Below are 18,836 nucleotides of genomic sequence, written 5' to 3'. Positions count from 1 at the left end.
GATGCAGCCCTACGTCCCCGGCCAGCGCCGCCGACCGGCCTATGTGCCCAGCCAGAAGCTCTCGCGCATCTCGCGACTGCGCATCTGGTGGCGCGAGGTCGACCGGGTGTTGCTGGCGCTGATCCTGGCGCTGATGGTGTTCGGCGCGGTGGCGGTCGCGGCGGGATCGCCGGCCAGCGCCGACCGCCTCTCGACCACCGCCGAAACGCTCGATCCGCTCTATTTCTTCTACCGCCATCTCGCCTGGCAGGCGGTCGGCATCGCCACCATGATCGGCGTCTCGATGCTCGAGCGGGACAACGCCCGCCGCCTCGGCATCGTGCTGGCGGTGGTGATGACCTTCTTTCTCTTCCTCGTCCCGATCATCGGAACAGAGGTCAACGGCGCGCGGCGCTGGCTGACGATCGGCATGCGCTTCCAGCCGTCGGAATTCGTCAATCCCGGCTTCGCCATCTTCACCGCGTGGATATTGTCGTGGCGGGTGCGCGACCCGAACCTGCCGGTGGTGGCGCTGTCCGGCATCGCCATCGGCATCCCGGTGCTGCTGATCCTGATGCAGCCCAACCTCGGCGGCACGATCCTGCTGATCGGGGTCTGGTTCGTCTCGATCCTGCTCGCGGGCGCGCCGATCAAGCGGCTCGGCATACTCGCCGGAGCCGGCGTGGCGGCGCTGACCGCGACCTATTTCCTCTACGACAACGCCCGCCACCGCATCGACAGCTTCATGGGCGGCGGCACCGCCTTCGACCAGGTCGACCTGGCCGAGCGGACGCTGCTCGCGGGAGGCTGGACCGGCAGCGGCTACGGGCTCGGCATCCGCAAGATGAACCTGCCCGAAGCGCACACCGATTACATCTTCTCGGTGATCGGGGAAGAATTCGGGCTGATCGTTTGCGGTATCGTCGTCCTCGTCTATCTCGCCATCGTGACCCGGGTGCTGATGAAGCTGATCGACGAAGAAGACCTTTTCGCCCTGCTGGCCGGAGCGGCGCTGGCGGCGCTGCTCGGCGGGCAGGCCTTCATCAACATCCTCGTCAACCTCCAGCTCTTCCCGTCCAAGGGGATGACGCTGCCGCTGGTCAGCTACGGCGGCTCCTCGACCATCGCCACCTGCCTCACCGTCGGCCTGCTGCTGGCGATTACCAAGCGCAACCCGTTCCTGCGGCGCGAGACCCGGGGCCTGGCCGATCTGATCGGCTGGCAGGAGAGGCGCGAGCGCGGCGAGACCGTGCTGCGCCGGGAAATCGTCCCGTGAGCGGCGCGCCCATCAGCCCCGTGCGTTCGGGGGCAGGGCGTCACTACGTCCTCGCCGCCGGCGGAACCGGCGGGCACCTGCTGCCCGCCTTCGCGCTCGCCACCGAGCTCGAGCGGCGCGGGCACCACGTCGCGCTGATCACCGATGCCCGGGGCGAGGCGATCCCCGGCAAGCCCGATTTCATGCCCGCCCACGTCCTGCCGGTCGGCCGCTTCGGCAAGAACCCGCTGGGCTGGTTCGCGGGCATCAAGGCAGTGCTCGAAGGCCGGAGCATGGCGCTGCGCCTGTTCGAGAGCTTCGCCCCCAGCGCCGTGGTCGGCTTCGGCGGCTATCCCTCGATCCCGGCGGTGCTGGCGGCGACCGGGCGTGGCATTCCCACCGTGCTCCACGAGCAAAACGCCGTGCTCGGCCGCGTCAACCGGCTGTTCGCGCGGCGGGTGGAGGCTATCGCCACCGCCTATCCCGAAATCGAGCGGCTCAAGCCCAAGCATTCCGGCAAGGTCCATCTGGTCGGCAATCCGGTGCGCGCGGGCGTCCTCTCGCTGCGCGACGAGGATTACCCCGCGCTGCACGAGGACGGGGTGCTGCGCGTCCTTGTCACCGGCGGCAGCCAAGGTGCGCGGGTGCTGAGCGAGGTGGTGCCCGACGGGCTCGCCATGCTGCCACCGGCGGTCCGTCAGCGGCTTCAGGTCACCCAGCAATGCCGCCCCGAGGACGTGGACGCGGTGCGCCAGCGCTATCGCAGCCACGACATTCCCGCCGAACTCGGCACCTATTTCGAGAACATGGCTGCGCGGCTCGCCGATGCGCATCTGTTCATCGGCCGCGCCGGTGCTTCCACCATCGCCGAACTGACCGCGGTCGGCCGCCCCGCGATCCTCGTCCCGCTGCCGATCGCGACCGACGATCACCAGGCGGCGAACACCCGCGAGATGGTAAAGGCCGGTGGCGCGCGGATGATTCGCCAGCACAATTTCACCGCCAAGGAACTGGCCAAGCAGATCATGGCGCTGGCCGACAATCCCAGCGGCTTGGCCAAAGCGGCGCATGCCGCGTGGAATTGCGGGCGGCCCGATGCGGTCAGGGACCTCGCCGATCTCGTCGAGAGTTTCGGCGGGGCCGAGATGATGGACGTGATCCGCGTCGGCGGCAACAACGCGCGCGGTGCGACCCAGGGCGCGGCCGTGGGTCAGGGTGCGGGAAGGAACGCCGCGTGAAGGGCGTCCCCACCGATATCGGCACGGTCCATTTCGTCGGCATCGGCGGGATCGGCATGTCGGGCATCGCCGAGGTTATGGCCAATCTTGGCTACAGCGTTCAGGGGTCCGACATCGCCGAAAGCGCGACGATCGAACGCCTGCGCGCGCGCGGCATCCCGGTGGCGATCGGCCACGCGGCGGAGAATGTCGAGGGTGCGGCGGTTGTGGTCACTTCCACGGCGGTCAAGCGCTCCAACCCGGAAGTCGCCGCCGCGCTCGAAGCGCGCACGCCGGTGGTCCGCCGCGCCGAAATGCTCGCCGAGCTGATGCGCCTGAAATCGACCATCGCGGTCGCCGGCACGCACGGCAAGACCACCACTACCAGCATGATCGCCGCCCTGCTCGATGCCGGCGATGTCGACCCCACCGTCATCAACGGCGGGATCATCGAACAATACGGCTCCAACGCGCGGCTCGGCGATTCCGACTGGATGGTGGTCGAGGCCGACGAGAGCGACGGCAGCTTCCTGCGGCTCGACGGCACCATCGCGGTCGTCACCAACATCGATCCGGAACACCTCGACCATTACGGCAGCTTCGACGGGGTCAAGCGCGCCTTCGTCGAGTTCATCCACAATGTCCCGTTCTACGGCGCGGCGATCCTGTGCATCGACCATCCGGAAGTGCAGGCCGTGATCGGCCAGGTTCGCGACCGCAAGGTCACGACCTACGGCTTCAATCTGCAAGCGGATATTTGCGGCGTGAACGTGCGGCCCGACGAGGGCGGCAATCGCTTCGATGTGATCGTGCGTCAACGCGGCGAGGAAGATCGCCGGATCGAGGGCGTGCGCCTGCCGATGCCCGGGCGGCACAATGTCCAGAACGCGCTTGCCGCGATCGCCGTGGCGATCGAGATGGGCTGCAGCGACGCGGTGATCTGCAACGGCTTCGCCAATTTCGGCGGCGTGCGCCGACGCTTCACCAAGGTGGGAGAAATCGCGTCCGGCGAAGGCATGGCCCGGATCATCGACGATTACGCCCACCACCCGGTCGAGATCGCGGCGGTCCTCGCCGCGGCGCGCGAGAGCGCCACGGGCCGCGTGATCGCGGTGATGCAGCCGCACCGCTACACGCGCCTCCGCGATCTGATGGACGAGTTCCAGAACTGCTTCAACGATGCCGACGAGGTGCTGGTGACCCCGGTCTACGAGGCGGGCGAAGACCCGATCGAGGGGATTGACAGCACCGCTCTGGTCGCCGGGCTCAAATCGCGCGGCCACCGCTCCGCCTCGACCGTGACCGACCGCGACGAACTGGCGCAGATCCTCGCCGGCGAGCTGCGCGCGGGCGACATGGTCGTATGCCTCGGTGCCGGCGACATCACCCGATGGGCGGCAGGGCTCGCCGATGCGGTGCGCGAGGCGCGGGTGGCATGACGATGACCTGTCCCGACTGGTCGCAATACGACGATGGCAGCGCCCCCGGCTGCGAGGTGGAGGGCGGATCGGAAGGCTGGGTGCCGGTCGACGGCGTGCGCGGCACGCTCACCCGCGATGCCCCGCTCGCCAAACTCGTCTGGTTCAAATGCGGCGGCAATGCCGACTGGCTGTTCGAACCCGCCGACAAGGACGATCTCACCCGTTTCCTCGAGAGGCTGGACAACGCCACCCCGGTGATGCCGCTGGGACTGGGTTCGAACCTGATCGTGCGCGACGGCGGGGTGCCCGGGGTGGTGATCAAGCTCGGCAAGCCCTTCGCCGAAGTCGCCATCCGCGACGACTGCGTGGTCGAGTGCGGCGCAGGCGCCCACGGCATTCTCGTCGCCAGCACCGCGCGCGATGCCGGGGTGGCCGGCCTCGAGTTCCTGCGCGGCATTCCCGGCACGGTCGGCGGCTTCGTGCGGATGAACGGCGGGGCTTACGGCCGCGAGGTCGGCGACGTGCTGATCGATTGCGATGTGGTGATGACCGACGGCAATCTGATGCGCCTGACCAACAAGGAACTACGCTACAGCTATCGCCACTCCGAACTGCCGCCCGGGGCGGTCGTGATCTCGGCGCGCTTCCAGGGCGAACCGGGCGATCCCGAGACGATCGGCGCGGAGATGGAGCGCATCGCCGAAGCGCGCGAGAGTTCGCAACCCCTGCGTACCAAGACCGGGGGTTCGACCTTCAAGAACCCGCCCGGCGCGAAGGCTTGGGAGCTGGTCGATGCCGCCGGCTGCCGCGGACTGACCAGGGGTGGCGCGCAGGTCAGCGAGAAGCACGCCAATTTCCTGATCAACACCGGTACTGCCACCAGCGCCGATATCGAAGAACTGGGCGAGGATGTCCGCCGCCGCGTCTATGCCGATTCCGGCGTCGCGCTCGAATGGGAAATCCAGCGGGTGGGGCGGCCATGAGCGGTGAACCCACGATCCTCGACCGCAAGCTCCACGTCGCGGTCCTGATGGGCGGCTGGGCCAAGGAACGCGAGGTCTCGTTGATGAGCGGCCGGGGCGTGGCCGAGGCGCTCGAGGCACGCGGACACCGGGTGACCCGGATCGACATGGACCGCCGGGTCGCCGCACGGATCGCAGAAGCTGCGCCGGATGTCGTCTTCAACGCGCTCCACGGCGTCCCGGGCGAGGACGGCAGCGTTCAGGGCCTGCTCGACCTGATGGGCGTGCCCTACACGCATTCCGGGGTCGCGACCTCGGTGGTGGCGATCGACAAGCTGCTGACCAAGCAGGTGCTGGGGCCGCACGGCATTCCCTTTCCCGGTGGACGCATCGTGCGGTCCGAGGAGATCTTCGAGCGCGACCCGCTGCCCCGGCCTTACGTGCTGAAGCCGGTCAACGAGGGCAGTTCGGTCGGCGTGGCGATCGTCACCGAGGAAAGCAATTACGGCAATCCCATCGCGCGCGGTTGCGCGGGGCCGTGGCAGGATTTCGACGCGCTGCTTGCCGAACCCTTCATCAAGGGGCGCGAGCTGACCACGGCGGTGATCGACGACGAGGACGGCCCGCGTGCGCTGATGGTCACCGAACTGGTGATCGAGAGCGGATTCTACGATTTCGAGCACAAATACACCGAGGGCCGGACGGTCCATGTCTGCCCGGCCGAGATACCCGAGCCCATCCGCGACCTCTGCCTCGAATACGCGCTGAGGGCGCACAGGGTGCTCGGTTGCCGCGGGACCAGCCGGACCGATTTCCGCTGGGACGACGAGGAGGGCGAGGACGGCCTCTTCGTGCTGGAGACGAACACCCAGCCGGGGATGACACCGCTCAGCCTGGTCCCCGAACAGGCCCGGGCCCAGGGTATGGAATACGGCGACCTGGTCGAGACGATCATCGCCGCCGCCCTCCGTGATTTCGCGAACACGGGACCATCCAGCCAAGCGGCCGATCATGGCTAAGGTGAAGCGTGCCGCCCCCGGCGTCCGCCGTTCTGCCGCAGCGCGCAGCCGCAACAACCGCGCTCGCGCGGCGAGGAAGACTACGGTAACCGTGTTCGATCGCCTCCTCGCGCTGCTGCCCTTCACCGACGAGCAGTTGCACCGGATATTTCTGTTCCTCATCATCGGAACGGCGCTCGCTGCGGCATGGTTCGTCGCCAGCCTTGCCGGCCTCCCTGCCTTGGCACACGAGCGCCTGGCGCATTCCGCCGCCGATGCCGGCTTCGAGGTTCGCCGGGTCAAGGTGACCGGCGTCGAGCGGATGAACGAGCTCCATGTCTACGAGCGCGCGCTGGCGGAGCACGAGAGGCCGATGGCGCTGGTCGATCTGGAAGGGCTGCGCCAGCGCCTGCTCGACTTGAGCTGGGTGGCCGATGCCCGGGTCTCGCGCCAGCTTCCCGACACGCTCATCATCGACATCGTCGAGCGCAAGGAACATGCCGTGCTCGCGCGGCCCGACCGGTTGATGCTGGTCGATGCGACGGGGCACGAGCTCGAGCCGGTTTCCGCGGGCAACGCCAAGGGCAAGCTGCTGATCACCGGACCCGGCGCCAAGAAGCAGGTCCCGGAGCTCGACAGCCTGCTCGATGCCGCTCCGGCCCTGAAACCCCAGGTCGCCGAAGCCGAATGGGTCGGCAACCGCCGCTGGAACCTGACCTTCAAGACCGGCCAGATGCTGGCCCTGCCGGAAGAGAATTCTTCCGCCGCGCTGGTGCGCTTCGCCAAGCTCGACGGCATGCACCGCCTGCTCGGCGGCAGGGTGGTCGCGGTCGACATGCGGGTGCCGGGGCAGGCGGCATTCCGCTGCAGCGGCGGTCCCTGCAGCCAGGCCCAGCTGACGGCCTCGACGATGAGCGACTGATGCCCGATACCCGCATCCTGCGCGCCTTCGGCGCCGTCAACATCGGCTCATTCCGCGTCTCGGCGATGATCGTCGGTCAGGACGATACCGGGGCGATGCGCGTGCTCGGTTCCGCCCACCGGATGAGCGAGGGCGTCAAGCGCGGCTACGTCACCGACATGCGCGCCGCCAGCCATGCCATCCGTCAGGTCGTCGAGAAGGCCGAGAACGAGGCCGGGACGGCGGTGTCCAGCGTCTGGCTCGGCTGTTCGGGCGCGGGGCTGTCGAGCAAGATCGCCAGCGTCGAGATCGCCATCGGTGGCCGGCGGATCGAGGAACACGATATCGAGCACCTGCTCTATGCCGCGCGCGACCATATCCAGCCCGACGGGCGCATGGTGCTTCACGCCCAGCCGGCACACTACACGCTCGACGGGGCGCACGGGGTCGCCGATCCCAAGGGGCTCCACGCCGAGGCCCTGGGGGTCGACATCCACGTGACCCTTGCCGACGGGGCGCCGGTGCGCAATCTGATCGAGGCGGTGCAGGGCGCCCATCTCGATGTCGAGGCGGTGGTCGCGAGCCCGCTCGCCAGCGCCTATGCCTGCCTCGGGCGCGAAGAGCGCGAACTCGGCGTCGCCCTGATCGAGATCGGGGCCGAGGTGACCAATGTCTCGGTCTTCGCCGGCGGGATGCTGTTGGGCCTGAAATCCGTGCCGCTGGGCTCCAACGACATCACCGATGCGATTGCCTCCACGCTCGGCATCCGCCGCGGCCAGGCGGAGCGCCTCAAATGCGTATCGGGTTCGGCCATCGCCAGCCCCAGCGACCGGCGCGAGATGATCCCGGTCCACGGTCCGGGCGAGACCCCCGACGGGAGGCTGGCGCGCGGGGCGGACGAGCACAACCGCATCCCGCGCGCGGAACTGGTCGGCGTGGTCACCGATCGCCTGTCCTATCTCGCCAGCGAAGTCGGCAAGGCGCTCAAGGCGATGGGCTTCGGCAGCGGACAGGCGGGACAGGTGGTGCTGACCGGCGGCGGAGCCGAACTGCACGGGATCGCCGAATACATGCAGGGCGCACTGGGACGGGCGGTGCGGATCGGCAAGGCGGTCGACCTGACCGGGCTGCCCGAAGCGCACGCGACCCCGGGCTTCGCGACACTGGCGGGGCTGTGCCTCTATGCCGCAGACGATCCGGTCGACATCCGCTCGGTCGGGCCGAGCGCGACGGAAGTGCATCATTACGGCGTCGGTGCCATATTCGGACGAGTAATGCGCGCCGTCCGCGAGTATTTCTGAGCCGTCGGGCCGTGGCATCGGGACGACGGGCTTTGTGGATAAGGCAAAAAGGGCTTTGCCAGCGCGATTCGGTTTGTGGCAGGACGGTTGCATGGCATCCCTGCGGCTTTCCCGCGTGTTATTTCCCGTTTTTTCTCCATTGGGGACTGTGAATCCATGAGCATCAATATCGGACCGGCCTCTTCTGACGACATGCGGCCCAGGATCACGGTGATCGGCGTCGGCGGAGCGGGCGGCAACGCCATCGCCAACATGATGGAAGCGGAAATCGAGGGGGTCGACTTCATCGTCGCCAACACCGATGCCCAGGCGCTGTCCAACGCCGCAGCCGAGCGACGCATCCAGCTTGGCCCCGACATCACCGGCGGATTGGGCGCCGGCGCGCGGCCCGAGGTCGGAAAGGCCGCCGCCGAGGAGACGGTCGAGGAGATCGAGCATGCTCTGGAGGGCGTGAACATGTGTTTCATCGCCGCCGGCATGGGCGGCGGCACGGGGACCGGCGCTGCACCGGTGATCGCCGAGGCAGCCCGCAAGCAGGGCGTGCTGACCGTGGGCGTGGTGACCAAGCCGTTCCTCTTCGAAGGCACGCGCCGGATGCGCGCCGCCGAGGCGGGGATCGAGGAACTGCAGAAGCACGTCGACACGCTGATCGTCATTCCCAACCAGAATCTGTTCCTGGTCGCCAAGGCGGAAACGACCTTCAAGGAAGCCTTCATGCTCGCCGACGAGGTGCTGCAACAGGGCGTTCGTTCGATCACCGACCTGATGGTGATGCCGGGCCTCATCAACCTCGACTTCGCCGACGTGCGCTCGGTGATGAGCGAAATGGGCAAGGCGATGATGGGCACGGGCGAGGGCGAGGGCGAGAACCGCGCGCTCGAAGCGGCGGAACACGCCATCGCCAACCCGCTGCTCGACGGGGTCAGCATGGCCGGTGCCAAGGGCGTGATCATCTCGATCATCGGGGGCGAGGACATGAAGCTGCTCGAGGTCGACGAGGCGGCGAACCATATCCGCGAGCTGGTCGACGAGGATGCGAACATCATCTGGGGCAGCGCCTTCAATCCCGATCTCGACGGCAAGATCCGCGTTTCGGTGGTGGCGACCGGCATCGATGCCAGCGCCGCGCATGCGCCGGCACCGCAGAGCGCTTATCCCCGCAGCGAGGCGCGGCCGCCGAAGCGCCCGACCTTCGAGCTTCCGCGCGACAACGCAGTCGAGGACGACAGCCCGTTCGAGCTCAGCGAGGGGCTTGCCGCCGATCCCGAGCCGGAGTCCGATGCGCACAGCCAGCCGGAGCCAGTTCGCGCCGACGATCCGATCGAACTCGACGAGGCCGATATCGCTCGGGACGAGGACGAGGAAACCGAGCGGGCCACCGCATTCGGCTATTCTGCCGGCGACGCCGGAGCCAGCGATGCCGGAGCCAGCGACGCCGATGAGGACGATATCGACGACGTCGACGACATCGTGGATCCGCTGGCCGGTCTGCGGAACGAACACACCGAGCGTTTCGACCGCGATCTGGACGATTCCGACATCGCCCCACCGGCCGACGATACCGGCCATGCCGATGCCGGGCAGGACAGTGGCTTCACCGAGGACGAGGAGGATCGCACTCCCGATTTCGGCTCCTCTCGGGCCGGCGAGCGGAGCAGCGGCCAGGACGAGCTGCAACTCGGCTCCGATCAATATGCCGACGATGGCGATGGCCCGCTTTCTGCCCGGCCGCGCAAGCGCCCGCTCGTTCCCGGTGGAACCGGCGCTGCAGGTGATGCCGGATCGACCGGCAGCGGTTCGCAGAGCGGTGGCAGCGCGGGTTCCGGCGGCATGGGCGGACGATCCGGCGGCCAGGGCAGCACCCTGTTCGAACGGATGGCCAATCTCTCCCGCGGATCGAACGCCAAGAACCAGGACGACGACGAGGACGATGACGACGACAATGGATCGGCGCTCAACATTCCCCGTTTCCTCGGGCGCCAGAACAATCAGTAAGCGCGCGTTCAAACACATTCGGGGATAAGGCGCGGATGGTGTTCCCGCCTCCATCGCTGCGCTTGAAACCGGGCCTCGTGGTGCTCGGCGCCGCGCTGGTCATGCCGGCGATGGCAGGGCCGGCCGCGGCGCAGCGCGAGATCGTGCAGCCGCTGCCACCGGCTGAGGCCGACGATCTCAACGAGGCGCTGCGCCGCCTGTCGGCCAATCCGGTCGATCTCGACGCCCTGCTGCAGGCCGGGGCCGCCTCGCTGGTCCTGCGGGACGTCGCGGCCGCGGAGGGGTTCTACGCCCGTGCGCTGGCGGTGGCTCCGGCGAACGGCTTCGCCAAGCTTGGAATGGCCAGGGTCCGCCTCGAGGCACGCGATCCGGTCGCCGCGCTGCGGCTGTTCGACGAAGCAGAGCAGGCCGGAGTGCCTGCCGGGCTTATCGCCGCCGACCGCGCCTTCGCCTACGATCTTGTCGGCGACCAGGCCCGGGCACAGTCCGCCTACCGAACCGCACTGGCGGCAGGGGAAGACGCCGAGGTCCGGCGTCGGCTGGCGCTCAGCCTCGCCATTTCGCGCCAGCGCGACGCGTTCGAGGATACGATCTTCCCGCTGCTCGACGCGCAGGATCGCGCAGCCTTCCGCACTAGGGCTTTCGGGCTCGCCATCCTCGGCGACGAGGGCGAGGCGATCGAGATCGCCGAAACCATGCTGCCCACCGATCTGGCGCTGCGCATGGCGCCCTATCTGCGCTACATGCCGCGTTTGACCGCGGCGCAGCAAGCCGCAGCCGCCAATCTCGGGGTCTTTCCGCGGGCTTCGGACATCGGCCGCGACGATGCGGCGATCGCGGCCTATGCCGCGCAGGGCCAGCGTATCGCCCGGGTCGCCGATGCCTCGCTGACGCCCACGGGTCAGACTCTGGGCCAGAACCGCAATCCTGCCTCCGCGCCGGCCTCACGGCAGACCGAGCGTGCCGAACCACGGCGACGCCCCGACCAGCAGGATCGAACCGCAGGAGCAGGGCCAGGACGAGCAGGGCCAGGACAGCGTGCCATCGCGCTTCCCGAAATCGACACCGCGGTCGCCCAGCAACCGCCGACCGAAACCGCGAGTCCAGTCCTGGTCGCCTCGGCACCGACCGCATCCGGCCCAACGCTAGCGCCCACGCCCGCGCCTTCCTCCGCCGCCGCGACCGGCAATCCCCCTGCCATCGCCCTGGCGACCGGGGAGCGAACGGAGCCGACCCCGGCCGAGACGCGAATCGCGACGATCGATCCGACCCCCGAACCTCCGGTCTCGCCGCAACCGGTGATGCCGCCGCAGTCCCCCCCGGCGCGCGTCGCCGACGCCTTCGCCGATTTCGACCTCGCCTCGACCACGACGCAGGTCTCGCCACGGGTGCCCGACGCGGTCGACATCACCGCGATCACGCCGCCGCGCGAGATCGAGCGCGAAGAGCCTGCCCCGCCGGCCCATCCCGCAAGGCACTGGGTTCAGGTCGCAACGGGCAAGGATCTGGCGGCGCTCAAGTTCGACTGGCGCCGCATCGCGCGCGGGGCCGGAGGCGAGCTCGATGGCAAGGGGCCGTTCACCGCGCCTTGGGGCGAAGCCAACCGGTTGCTTGCAGGCCCCTATCCGAGCGCCTCGGCCGCGCGCGAAAAGGTCAACGAGTTGAAGGCGTTGGGTCTCGACACCTTCCCCTTTTCAAGCGCCGCGGGCGAGGCGGTCGCAGCACTGGACTGAGCCTGGTCCTGCGAATTTTGCACAGGCTTTGAACAGCGATTGCAGCGCGCGGTGCGGTTCTCCCCAGCCGCAAGCGCCTCGTGCATTGCCAAGCGCGGCCCCGGTTCGGCATCCAGCGTGGCCATGGATCGGATGGGTTTTCGCTGATGAGATCGGGTGAGCAGACAGTCGAGGCGGAGAACGACGCCGCGCCGATCGCGATGCTCGAAGCGCTGTTTCGCGCACATGGCTGGCCGTGTTCGGCAGGGTCCGAAGAGTTGGCGGGCGAGATCCAAGGCAGCTGGGCCAAATATCAGGTCAAGGGAATCTGGCGCGGCGACGACAATGTTCTGCAGGTGCTGTGCCTGCCCGATATCCGCGTATCCGAGGATCAGCGCGAAGCCGCCTTCGAACTGCTGTCGCTGATCAACGAACAGATGTGGCTCGGCCATTTCGACATCTGGTCGAAAGGCGGAATGCTGCTCTATCGCAACGCCAATCTGCTCGGCGACGACGGCACGCTGAGCCTTAGCCAGGCGCAGGCGCTGATCGACATCGCGGTGGAGGAATGCGACCGCTTCTACCCCGCCTTCCAGTTCGTTCTGTGGGGCGGAAAATCTCCGAGGGCAGCGCTGGAGGCGGCGATGGTGGATGCCGCGGGGGAGGCCTGAGCGCGGCAGGACCTTGACCCGCCGTCGGGCGGGCCTAGGTCGGCGGGCATGAATTTCGAGAGCATCCTGATCTACGGTTACGGCACGATGAGCTCGGCGATGCTCGAGGGCTGGCTCGCTTCGGGCCTCGCGCCGGACAGTTTCACCGTGTTCAATCCGCGCACCAAGAACGTCCCTGAAAGTGTTGCATTCACTGACGAAATCCCCGCGGCATCCTTCGATGCCGTGGTGCTTGGCTTCAAACCGCACATGCTCGCCGATATCGCGCCGGCCATGCAACCGGTCTGCGGCAACGGCACGACGGTGATCTCGGTGCTGGCCGGGGTCGAGCTCGACACCCTGTCGCGGCGATTTCCGCAGGCGCGCGCGGTCGTGCGCTTCATGCCCAATCTCGCAGTCGCGCTCGGCAAGTCACCCAACGCGGTGATCGGGGCGGGGCTCGACGACGGCACTAAAGAGAACGTCACCGATCTCGCCGAACGGCTCGGGACCGCCGAATGGATCGCAGACGAGGCGCAGTTCGACCTCGTCACCGCACTCGCCGGGTCCGGCCCCGGCTTCGTCTATCGGTTCATCGAGGCCCTCGCAGCGGGTGGCGAGGCGCTGGGCCTGAATGGCGCGCAGGCGGAACGGCTGGCGGTGCAGATGGTGGAAGGGGCAGCCGCGCTCGCCGCCGCTTCGCCATATGCTTCAGGAGAGCTTGCGGCTCGGGTCGCGAGCCCCGGGGGCATGACCCAGAAGGGGCTCGACGTTCTCGACCGCGACGCGGCGCTTGTCCGCCTCCTTACCGAAACCTTGCGCGCGGCGCGCGATCGCGGGCGGGAAATGGCCGCAAACGCCCGGGATCAGGGTTAATTTCCACCGCGCCGAATTTTGCCGGTTTTCCTTGAAAAAATATGCGCGCCGCCCGATATTGCGGGGACGCGGAGGGCTTCTCCTCCGCCTTTGGGAGTTATTACGAAAATGGCCGATTGGAACGACACCAGGCAGCAGCAGCGCACCGGCTTCGGCTCCGTGCCGCGCGCCGGCGATGCCGTTGCCCGGGGCGAAACCTTCGACGCTGGTCTGCGCAAGCACATGCTGTCGATCTACAATTACATGGCGTCGGGGGTGCTGCTGACCGGCATCGTCGCACTGCTGACCTATCAGTCGGGGCTGGCGGTGACCTTCGCAAGCGGTCCACTGATGTGGATCGTGGCGCTTTCGCCGCTCGCCTTCGTGCTGGCGATGAGCTTCGGTCTCAACAAGATGAGCCGGGGCACGCTGCAACTGCTGTTCTGGGCCTTCGCCACGGTGATGGGTCTGTCGCTGTCGACGATCTTCCTGCGTTTCACGGGGGAAAGCATCGCGGCAACCTTCTTCGCCACCGCGGGTGCCTTCGCCGGTCTCAGCCTGTTCGGTTACACCACCAAGAAGAACCTGCAGGGCATGGGCACCTTCCTGGTGATGGGCGTGATCGGCTTGCTGATCGCCATGGTCGTCAACATGTTCCTGGGTTCGAGCACGCTGGGGCTGGCGATCAGCTTCCTCGGTGTGCTGATCTTCGCCGGGCTGACCGCCTACGACACGCAGCGTCTGAAGCGCGAGTATCAGTATCTGCGGGGCACCGAGTTCGCCGGCAAGGCGATCATCATGGGTGCGCTCAGCCTCTATCTCGACTTCATCAACATGTTCATGTTCCTGTTGCAGTTCATGGGCAATCGCGAGTGATCGCTCTCGGATAGTCGCAAGCAGGATTCGCTTCATCGTGCCCGGGGTGCCCAGTGCATCCCGGGCATTTTCTTGTCTGCCGCGAACGGCTAGGGCGTCGGCTTCATCCTGGGTCAATCCGGCGGACGCGATGTAGGTCCCGGCCGGGCAGAGGGGCGCTACTTTCCTATGACACGATTTTCGAACACCATCGTCCGCATTGCAGCGGTTTCCACTGGCGCTGCGCTGCTGGCCGCCTGCGCCACACCGCCGCCACCGCCGCCACCGCCGCCACCGCCGCCACCGCCCCCGGCCGAGATCATTCCCTACCGGCCGCTGCCGCCGGGCGGCGCGTCCTATGTCATGGAGATCCCGCGGATCGGTCCGATGGGCGTGCGCGAGACGGTCAACGTGGGGCTGACCGACGATGAGAAGGTGTGGCATTTCCGTTCGGCATGGAACGTCGCGGCGCTCAATTGCCTTTCGCCGCAATACCAGCCGATCCTCGACGCCTACAGCGCCTATATCAAGGATCACGCCCGGGCTTTGAGGGGTGTCAACGACAGGATCGAGAAGACCTATCAGGACAGCTACAGCGTCCGCCGCGAGGCGATCCAGGCGCGCGAGCTGAAGATGACATCGGTGTACAATTTCTTCGCCCTGCCGCCCGCGCGATCCGGCCTGTGCCAGACCGCGCTGGACATCTCCAACCGCGCGATCGCTACGCCGGATCTCGATCCTGCGGCCTTCGCGCTGGCGAATTTCGCACTGTTCGAGCAGCCCTACGAGACATTCTTTACCCGCTACGAGGCCTATGAGCGCGAATCGGCGGCGTGGGATGCGCGTTACGGCGCCCGCTACGGAGCCTCGCAGCCCGGTTATGTCGCGGTGCAGGCGGCGCGCAACACCGTCGCGCCGATGGTCGGGGCGAGCGATCCCGCGGCGACCCTGGCCAACCCCGAGGCGACTACCTCGACGACGGTGATCGATCCCGACACCGGGGTGCCGATCCCGGTGGTCCCGGTCGACGAGACGCGGGAATCGGTGCCCGTGGTCCAGCCGATCCCGAGCGATGCCGGCGAGGACGACAGTCCGCAGCAGCAGCAATAGGGCCGGTTTGCGGTCTGCGAGATTGGACTTGGCAAAGCCGCGCCCCTTTGGCTAAGGGGCGCGCTCGCTTCGGGGCAGTCCCCGGTGCGGAAGACCTGGAACGGGGCCGTAGCTCAGTTGGGAGAGCGCGTCGTTCGCAATGACGAGGTCAGCGGTTCGATCCCGCTCGGCTCCACCAGGTAAATTTTCTTCGAACTTTCCTGGTGGGCTCCTGGTGGTTCGATCGCGCCTCCGCGCGATCGTCCTCGCGGCTGTTCCTCCCTTCGGTCGGGCCGCTGCGGGCGGGCGGTCGCCCTTTGTCGGTCGCTCGACGCGCCCGAGACTGGCGCTAAATCTCGTGGCCTGGTCGCGGAGCACGGGCCGATAGGCCCGCAAGCGCACGCGCGCGTCCCGCAGGTGCTCGACGCGGCACGCGTCGAAACAGCACCGAGGACGAACCGACGGAGGTCGGTTCGAAAAACAAAAAACTTCCCGCGCCCCGCGCTAGTCCTCTAACGGGCACGACATGCACTTTCTCGATCAGGCGAAAATCTATCTACGCTCGGGCGCGGGCGGCCCCGGGGCCGTCTCGTTTCGGCGCGAGAAATATATCGAGTACGGCGGGCCCGACGGCGGCAATGGCGGCAAGGGCGGGGATATCGTCTTCGAAGCGGTGCAGGGCCTCAACACGCTGATCGACTTCCGTTACGCCCAGCATTTCAAGGCCAGACGCGGCATGCACGGGCAGGGCAAGAACCAGACCGGCGCGGGCGCGGACGACCTGGTGATCGAAGTGCCCGTGGGCACGCAGGTGCTGTCCGAGGACAAGGAAGAGGTGCTCGCCGATTTCACCGAGGTCGGCCAGCGGGTCACCTTCCTCGAAGGCGGGATGGGGGGGCGCGGCAATGCCAGCTACAAGAGTTCCACCAACCGCGCGCCGCGCCAGCACCAGCCCGGCATGCCGGGCGAGGAGATGTGGGTCTGGCTGCGGCTCAAGCTGCTCGCCGACGTCGGACTGCTCGGTCTTCCCAATGCCGGCAAGAGCACCTTCATCAACCAGGTCACGAACACGCAGGCCAAGGTCGGCGAATACGCCTTCACCACGCTGGTGCCCAAGCTCGGCGTGGTCCGCCACAAGGGCCGCGAATTCGTGCTCGCCGACATTCCCGGCCTCATCGCCGGCGCGGCGGAGGGCAAGGGGATCGGCGATCGCTTCCTCGGCCATATCGAACGCTGCCGGGTGCTCATCCACCTGATCGACATCGCCGGCACCGATCCGGCGGACGCCTTCCGTACGGTCAACGCCGAACTCGAGGCCTATGGCGAGGGCCTTGCCGACAAGCCGCAGCTCGTCGCGCTGAACAAGCTCGATCTCGCCGACAGCGAATTGGGCGAAGGCTTCGCCGAGGAGCTGCTGGCGGCAGGCGCGGACGAGGTATTCCAGGTCTCGGGAGCCACCGGCGCGGGCATGGATGTGTTGCTCGACGCGGTGCTGGGCTATCTGCCCGACCGGACCGCTACCGAAACCAAGGCCTCCGAAGTCGAGGATGCGACCGAGGACGCCCAAGGCTGGTCGCCGCTATGACCATGGACGTCGCGGCCCTCTCCGACCTGCGCGGGGCGAAGCGGCTGGTCATCAAGATCGGCTCCGCCCTGCTAGTGCGCAAGGGCGCGCCACGTCGCAAATGGCTGCGCGCCCTCGTCGAGGAGATCGCCGCGCTGCGGTCCGGGGGTGTCGAGATCATCATCGTCAGCTCCGGCGCGATCGCGCTGGGCGCCGCGCGGCTGGGGCTGCCCAAGGGCGGCCGGGCGCGCCTGTCGGACGCGCAGGCGGCCGCCTCGGTCGGCCAGGTCGAGCTGGCGCGGCTGTGGTCGGAAGCGCTCGGGGATCATGGCATCACCGCCGCCCAGATGCTGGTCACGCTCGGCGATCTGGAGGACCGGCGCCGCTACCTCAATGCCGCCGCCACGCTGGCGCGCCTCGTGGACGGCGGCACGGTGCCGGTGGTCAATGAAAACGACAGCGTCGCAACCGAGGAAATCCGCTTCGGTGACAACGACCGGTTGGCGGCGCGGGTAGCGCAGGCCGCCAGGGCGGATGCCGTGCTCCTGCTGTCGGATGTCGACGGCCTGTACGACCGCGACCCTCGCGAAGACGGCGCGCAACTGGTTTCGCGGGTCGAGGGGGTCGGACCCGAGATAATCGCGATGGCAAGCGAAACCTCGTCCTCGGGCATGGGCAGCGGCGGCATGCTGGCGAAGCTGCAGGCGGCCCGGATTGCCGAGCGCGCCGGTATCGTCCTGGCGATCGTCGATGGCAGGGACAAGCGGCCTCTGACCCGTGCCTTCGAGACCGGCATCGGTACCCTGTTCCTGCCGCGCCGCAACGATGGTGCGCGCAAGGCCTGGCTCGGCGGGCGGATCGCACCGCTGGGACTGCTCGTCGCCGACGCCGGCTGTGCGCGGGCCCTGGCCGAAGGCGCGAGCCTGCTGGCGGCGGGACTGACCGAAGTGGAAGGCGATTTCGCCCGCGGCGATCTGGTCGCGATCCAAGGGCCGAAGGGCGAGAGGCTGGGCCAGGGTCTGGTCGAATATAGCGCAGCCGAATGCCGCGCGATCCTGGGCCTGCGCGAAAAGGAACAAGCGGCGAAGCTCGGCTATGCGCCCCGCGCCGCCGTGGTCCACCGCGACCACATGGTCCGCGAATGAAGCTCGCGATCACCGGCGCGACCGGTTTCGTGGGGCAGGCGGTGCTCGACATGGCCGCGACCGAGAGCGCCGACGTCCGCGCCCTGACCCGCAGGGCGCAGGAACCGCGCAGCGGGGTCGAATGGATCCCCGGAAGTCTCGACGAGCCCGCCGCGCTCGCGGATCTCGTAAGCGGGGCGGATGCGGTGCTGCACGTCGCCGGGCTCACCAACGCGCTTCATCCCGAGGAGTTCGACCGGGCGAATGTCGATGGAACCGCGCGGATGATCGACGCCGCAAGGGCGGGCGGGGCGGCCCGCTTCGTCTTCGTCTCCTCGCTTTCGGCGAGAGAGCCGAGCCTGTCGAACTATGGTCGGTCGAAGGCGCGGGCCGAAGCCCTGGTTCAGGACAGCGGTCTCGACTGGACGATCGTCCGTCCGCCCGCCGTCTACGGCCCGCGCGACACCGAGATGTTCGAACTGTTTCGAGCCGCGAAATCGCGGATCGTTCCCTTGCCGCCCCGGGGGCGAACTTCGATCATCCATGTCGACGATCTTGCGCGGCTGCTGATCGCGCTGGCGGCGGACGGGTTGCGCACGTTCGGGGCGACGATTGAGCCCGACGATGGAACGCCGGGCGGCTATACGCATAAGGAGCTGGCCCGGCTGATCGGCAGCGCCGTGGGCCGCCGCGTCTTCGCGCCGCATCTGCCGAAATCATTGCTGTTTGCCGCGGCCCGGGCCGATCGGCTGCTTCGCGGGCGGAAGGCCAAGCTGACGCCTGACCGGGCGGGCTACATGGTGCACCCCGACTGGGTCTGCGATCCGGCGAAAGCCGTACCCGGGGATGTCTGGGCCCCGCGGATTGCGGGTCCGGAAGGGCTGGCCGCGACCGCGGCCTGGTATCGCGAGCAGGGCTGGCTGTAACCGCTTGGCGGAAAACCAAGCGAGGCGTAGTT

16 protein-coding genes and 1 tRNA gene are annotated in these 18,836 nt (G+C 67.9%); all 17 read left to right on the top strand.

The genetic code is table 11. From position 1 onward, the window contains the following. Window position 1: 1 nt before the first annotated feature. The 17 genes from ACGHN1_RS08060 to ACGHN1_RS07980 all read left to right on the top strand — a co-directional run bounded on the left by ACGHN1_RS08060 (window position 2) and on the right by ACGHN1_RS07980 (window position 18,804). Entirely contained in the window at window positions 2-1,255 is a 1,254-nt protein-coding gene (locus ACGHN1_RS08060) for an FtsW/RodA/SpoVE family cell cycle protein (protein ID WP_390550905.1), read from the top strand. Further along, window positions 1,252-2,472: an undecaprenyldiphospho-muramoylpentapeptide beta-N-acetylglucosaminyltransferase gene (gene murG, locus ACGHN1_RS08055; RefSeq protein WP_390550127.1), complete on the top strand. Its 1,221-nt coding sequence runs from the start codon at window positions 1,252-1,254 to the stop codon at window positions 2,470-2,472. The genes ACGHN1_RS08060 and murG overlap by 4 nt, the downstream gene beginning before the upstream one ends. Further along, window positions 2,469-3,890 carry a UDP-N-acetylmuramate--L-alanine ligase gene (murC, locus tag ACGHN1_RS08050; RefSeq protein ID WP_390550125.1) on the top strand — a complete coding sequence of 474 codons (1,422 nt, stop codon included), beginning with the start codon at window positions 2,469-2,471 and terminating at the stop codon, window positions 3,888-3,890. Before murG ends, murC begins: the two co-directional genes overlap by 4 nt. Further along, the gene (gene murB / locus ACGHN1_RS08045) at window positions 3,887-4,855 is read left to right on the top strand and encodes a UDP-N-acetylmuramate dehydrogenase (RefSeq protein ID WP_390550123.1); all 969 of its coding nucleotides are present in this window, start codon (window positions 3,887-3,889) and stop codon (window positions 4,853-4,855) included. The genes murC and murB overlap by 4 nt, the downstream gene beginning before the upstream one ends. Further along, window positions 4,852-5,853, top strand: coding sequence for a D-alanine--D-alanine ligase (locus ACGHN1_RS08040; RefSeq protein WP_390550121.1), 1,002 nt, complete (start codon window positions 4,852-4,854; stop codon window positions 5,851-5,853). Before murB ends, ACGHN1_RS08040 begins: the two co-directional genes overlap by 4 nt. Next, on the top strand, window positions 5,846-6,754 hold the full coding sequence (locus ACGHN1_RS08035; protein ID WP_390550119.1) for a cell division protein FtsQ/DivIB: 909 nt from the start codon (window positions 5,846-5,848) through the stop codon (window positions 6,752-6,754). The genes ACGHN1_RS08040 and ACGHN1_RS08035 overlap by 8 nt, the downstream gene beginning before the upstream one ends. Beyond that, window positions 6,754-8,034, top strand: a complete 1,281-nt coding sequence (ftsA, locus tag ACGHN1_RS08030) for a cell division protein FtsA (RefSeq protein ID WP_390550117.1) — start codon at window positions 6,754-6,756, stop codon at window positions 8,032-8,034. Before ACGHN1_RS08035 ends, ftsA begins: the two co-directional genes overlap by 1 nt. Before the next feature lie 156 nt (window positions 8,035-8,190). Continuing rightward, a complete protein-coding gene (gene ftsZ, locus ACGHN1_RS08025; RefSeq protein WP_390550115.1) occupies window positions 8,191-10,029 on the top strand; it encodes a cell division protein FtsZ in 1,839 nt (612 codons plus the stop codon). A 35-nt stretch (window positions 10,030-10,064) separates the two neighbouring features. Then, window positions 10,065-11,762: an SPOR domain-containing protein gene (locus tag ACGHN1_RS08020; RefSeq protein ID WP_390550113.1), complete on the top strand. Its 1,698-nt coding sequence runs from the start codon at window positions 10,065-10,067 to the stop codon at window positions 11,760-11,762. A 146-nt stretch (window positions 11,763-11,908) separates the two neighbouring features. Further along, the gene (locus tag ACGHN1_RS08015; protein ID WP_390550111.1) at window positions 11,909-12,412 is read left to right on the top strand and encodes a YbjN domain-containing protein; all 504 of its coding nucleotides are present in this window, start codon (window positions 11,909-11,911) and stop codon (window positions 12,410-12,412) included. A gap of 48 nt (window positions 12,413-12,460) precedes the next feature. Then, window positions 12,461-13,267, top strand: coding sequence for a pyrroline-5-carboxylate reductase family protein (locus ACGHN1_RS08010; protein ID WP_390550109.1), 807 nt, complete (start codon window positions 12,461-12,463; stop codon window positions 13,265-13,267). Between the two features lie 108 nt (window positions 13,268-13,375). Next, a complete protein-coding gene (locus tag ACGHN1_RS08005; protein WP_390550107.1) occupies window positions 13,376-14,122 on the top strand; it encodes a Bax inhibitor-1/YccA family protein in 747 nt (248 codons plus the stop codon). A 168-nt stretch (window positions 14,123-14,290) separates the two neighbouring features. Further along, on the top strand, window positions 14,291-15,211 hold the full coding sequence (locus ACGHN1_RS08000) for a hypothetical protein (RefSeq protein ID WP_390550105.1): 921 nt from the start codon (window positions 14,291-14,293) through the stop codon (window positions 15,209-15,211). A gap of 102 nt (window positions 15,212-15,313) precedes the next feature. Then, window positions 15,314-15,389, top strand: a tRNA-Ala gene (locus tag ACGHN1_RS07995). A gap of 327 nt (window positions 15,390-15,716) precedes the next feature. Next, entirely contained in the window at window positions 15,717-16,775 is a 1,059-nt protein-coding gene (gene obgE, locus ACGHN1_RS07990; RefSeq protein ID WP_390550103.1) for a GTPase ObgE, read from the top strand. A 2-nt stretch (window positions 16,776-16,777) separates the two neighbouring features. After that, the gene (proB, locus tag ACGHN1_RS07985) at window positions 16,778-17,899 is read left to right on the top strand and encodes a glutamate 5-kinase (RefSeq protein WP_390550904.1); all 1,122 of its coding nucleotides are present in this window, start codon (window positions 16,778-16,780) and stop codon (window positions 17,897-17,899) included. Beyond that, window positions 17,896-18,804, top strand: a complete 909-nt coding sequence (locus tag ACGHN1_RS07980; RefSeq protein WP_390550101.1) for an NAD-dependent epimerase/dehydratase family protein — start codon at window positions 17,896-17,898, stop codon at window positions 18,802-18,804. The genes proB and ACGHN1_RS07980 overlap by 4 nt, the downstream gene beginning before the upstream one ends. Window positions 18,805-18,836 lie beyond the last annotated feature (32 nt).

The sequence above is a fragment of the Qipengyuania sp. MTN3-11 genome, assembly GCF_042851825.1.
GTDB lineage: Bacteria > Pseudomonadota > Alphaproteobacteria > Sphingomonadales > Sphingomonadaceae > Qipengyuania.
Note: the sequence above shows the minus strand (reverse complement) of the source record. Positions and strands in the feature narration are given on the sequence as shown.

Coding starts and splice junctions, on each gene's coding strand:
- obgE (WP_390550103.1), top strand. CDS start 15,717: ATGCACTTTCTCGATCAGGCGAAAATCTATCTACGCTCGGGCGCGGGC.
- ftsZ (WP_390550115.1), top strand. CDS start 8,191: ATGAGCATCAATATCGGACCGGCCTCTTCTGACGACATGCGGCCCAGG.
- ACGHN1_RS08005 (WP_390550107.1), top strand. CDS start 13,376: ATGGCCGATTGGAACGACACCAGGCAGCAGCAGCGCACCGGCTTCGGC.
- ACGHN1_RS08010 (WP_390550109.1), top strand. CDS start 12,461: ATGAATTTCGAGAGCATCCTGATCTACGGTTACGGCACGATGAGCTCG.
- murB (WP_390550123.1), top strand. CDS start 3,887: ATGACGATGACCTGTCCCGACTGGTCGCAATACGACGATGGCAGCGCC.
- ACGHN1_RS07980 (WP_390550101.1), top strand. CDS start 17,896: ATGAAGCTCGCGATCACCGGCGCGACCGGTTTCGTGGGGCAGGCGGTG.
- ACGHN1_RS08015 (WP_390550111.1), top strand. CDS start 11,909: ATGAGATCGGGTGAGCAGACAGTCGAGGCGGAGAACGACGCCGCGCCG.
- ACGHN1_RS08020 (WP_390550113.1), top strand. CDS start 10,065: ATGGTGTTCCCGCCTCCATCGCTGCGCTTGAAACCGGGCCTCGTGGTG.
- ftsA (WP_390550117.1), top strand. CDS start 6,754: ATGCCCGATACCCGCATCCTGCGCGCCTTCGGCGCCGTCAACATCGGC.
- ACGHN1_RS08000 (WP_390550105.1), top strand. CDS start 14,291: ATGACACGATTTTCGAACACCATCGTCCGCATTGCAGCGGTTTCCACT.
- proB (WP_390550904.1), top strand. CDS start 16,778: ATGGACGTCGCGGCCCTCTCCGACCTGCGCGGGGCGAAGCGGCTGGTC.
- ACGHN1_RS08035 (WP_390550119.1), top strand. CDS start 5,846: ATGGCTAAGGTGAAGCGTGCCGCCCCCGGCGTCCGCCGTTCTGCCGCA.
- ACGHN1_RS08040 (WP_390550121.1), top strand. CDS start 4,852: ATGAGCGGTGAACCCACGATCCTCGACCGCAAGCTCCACGTCGCGGTC.
- ACGHN1_RS08060 (WP_390550905.1), top strand. CDS start 2: ATGCAGCCCTACGTCCCCGGCCAGCGCCGCCGACCGGCCTATGTGCCC.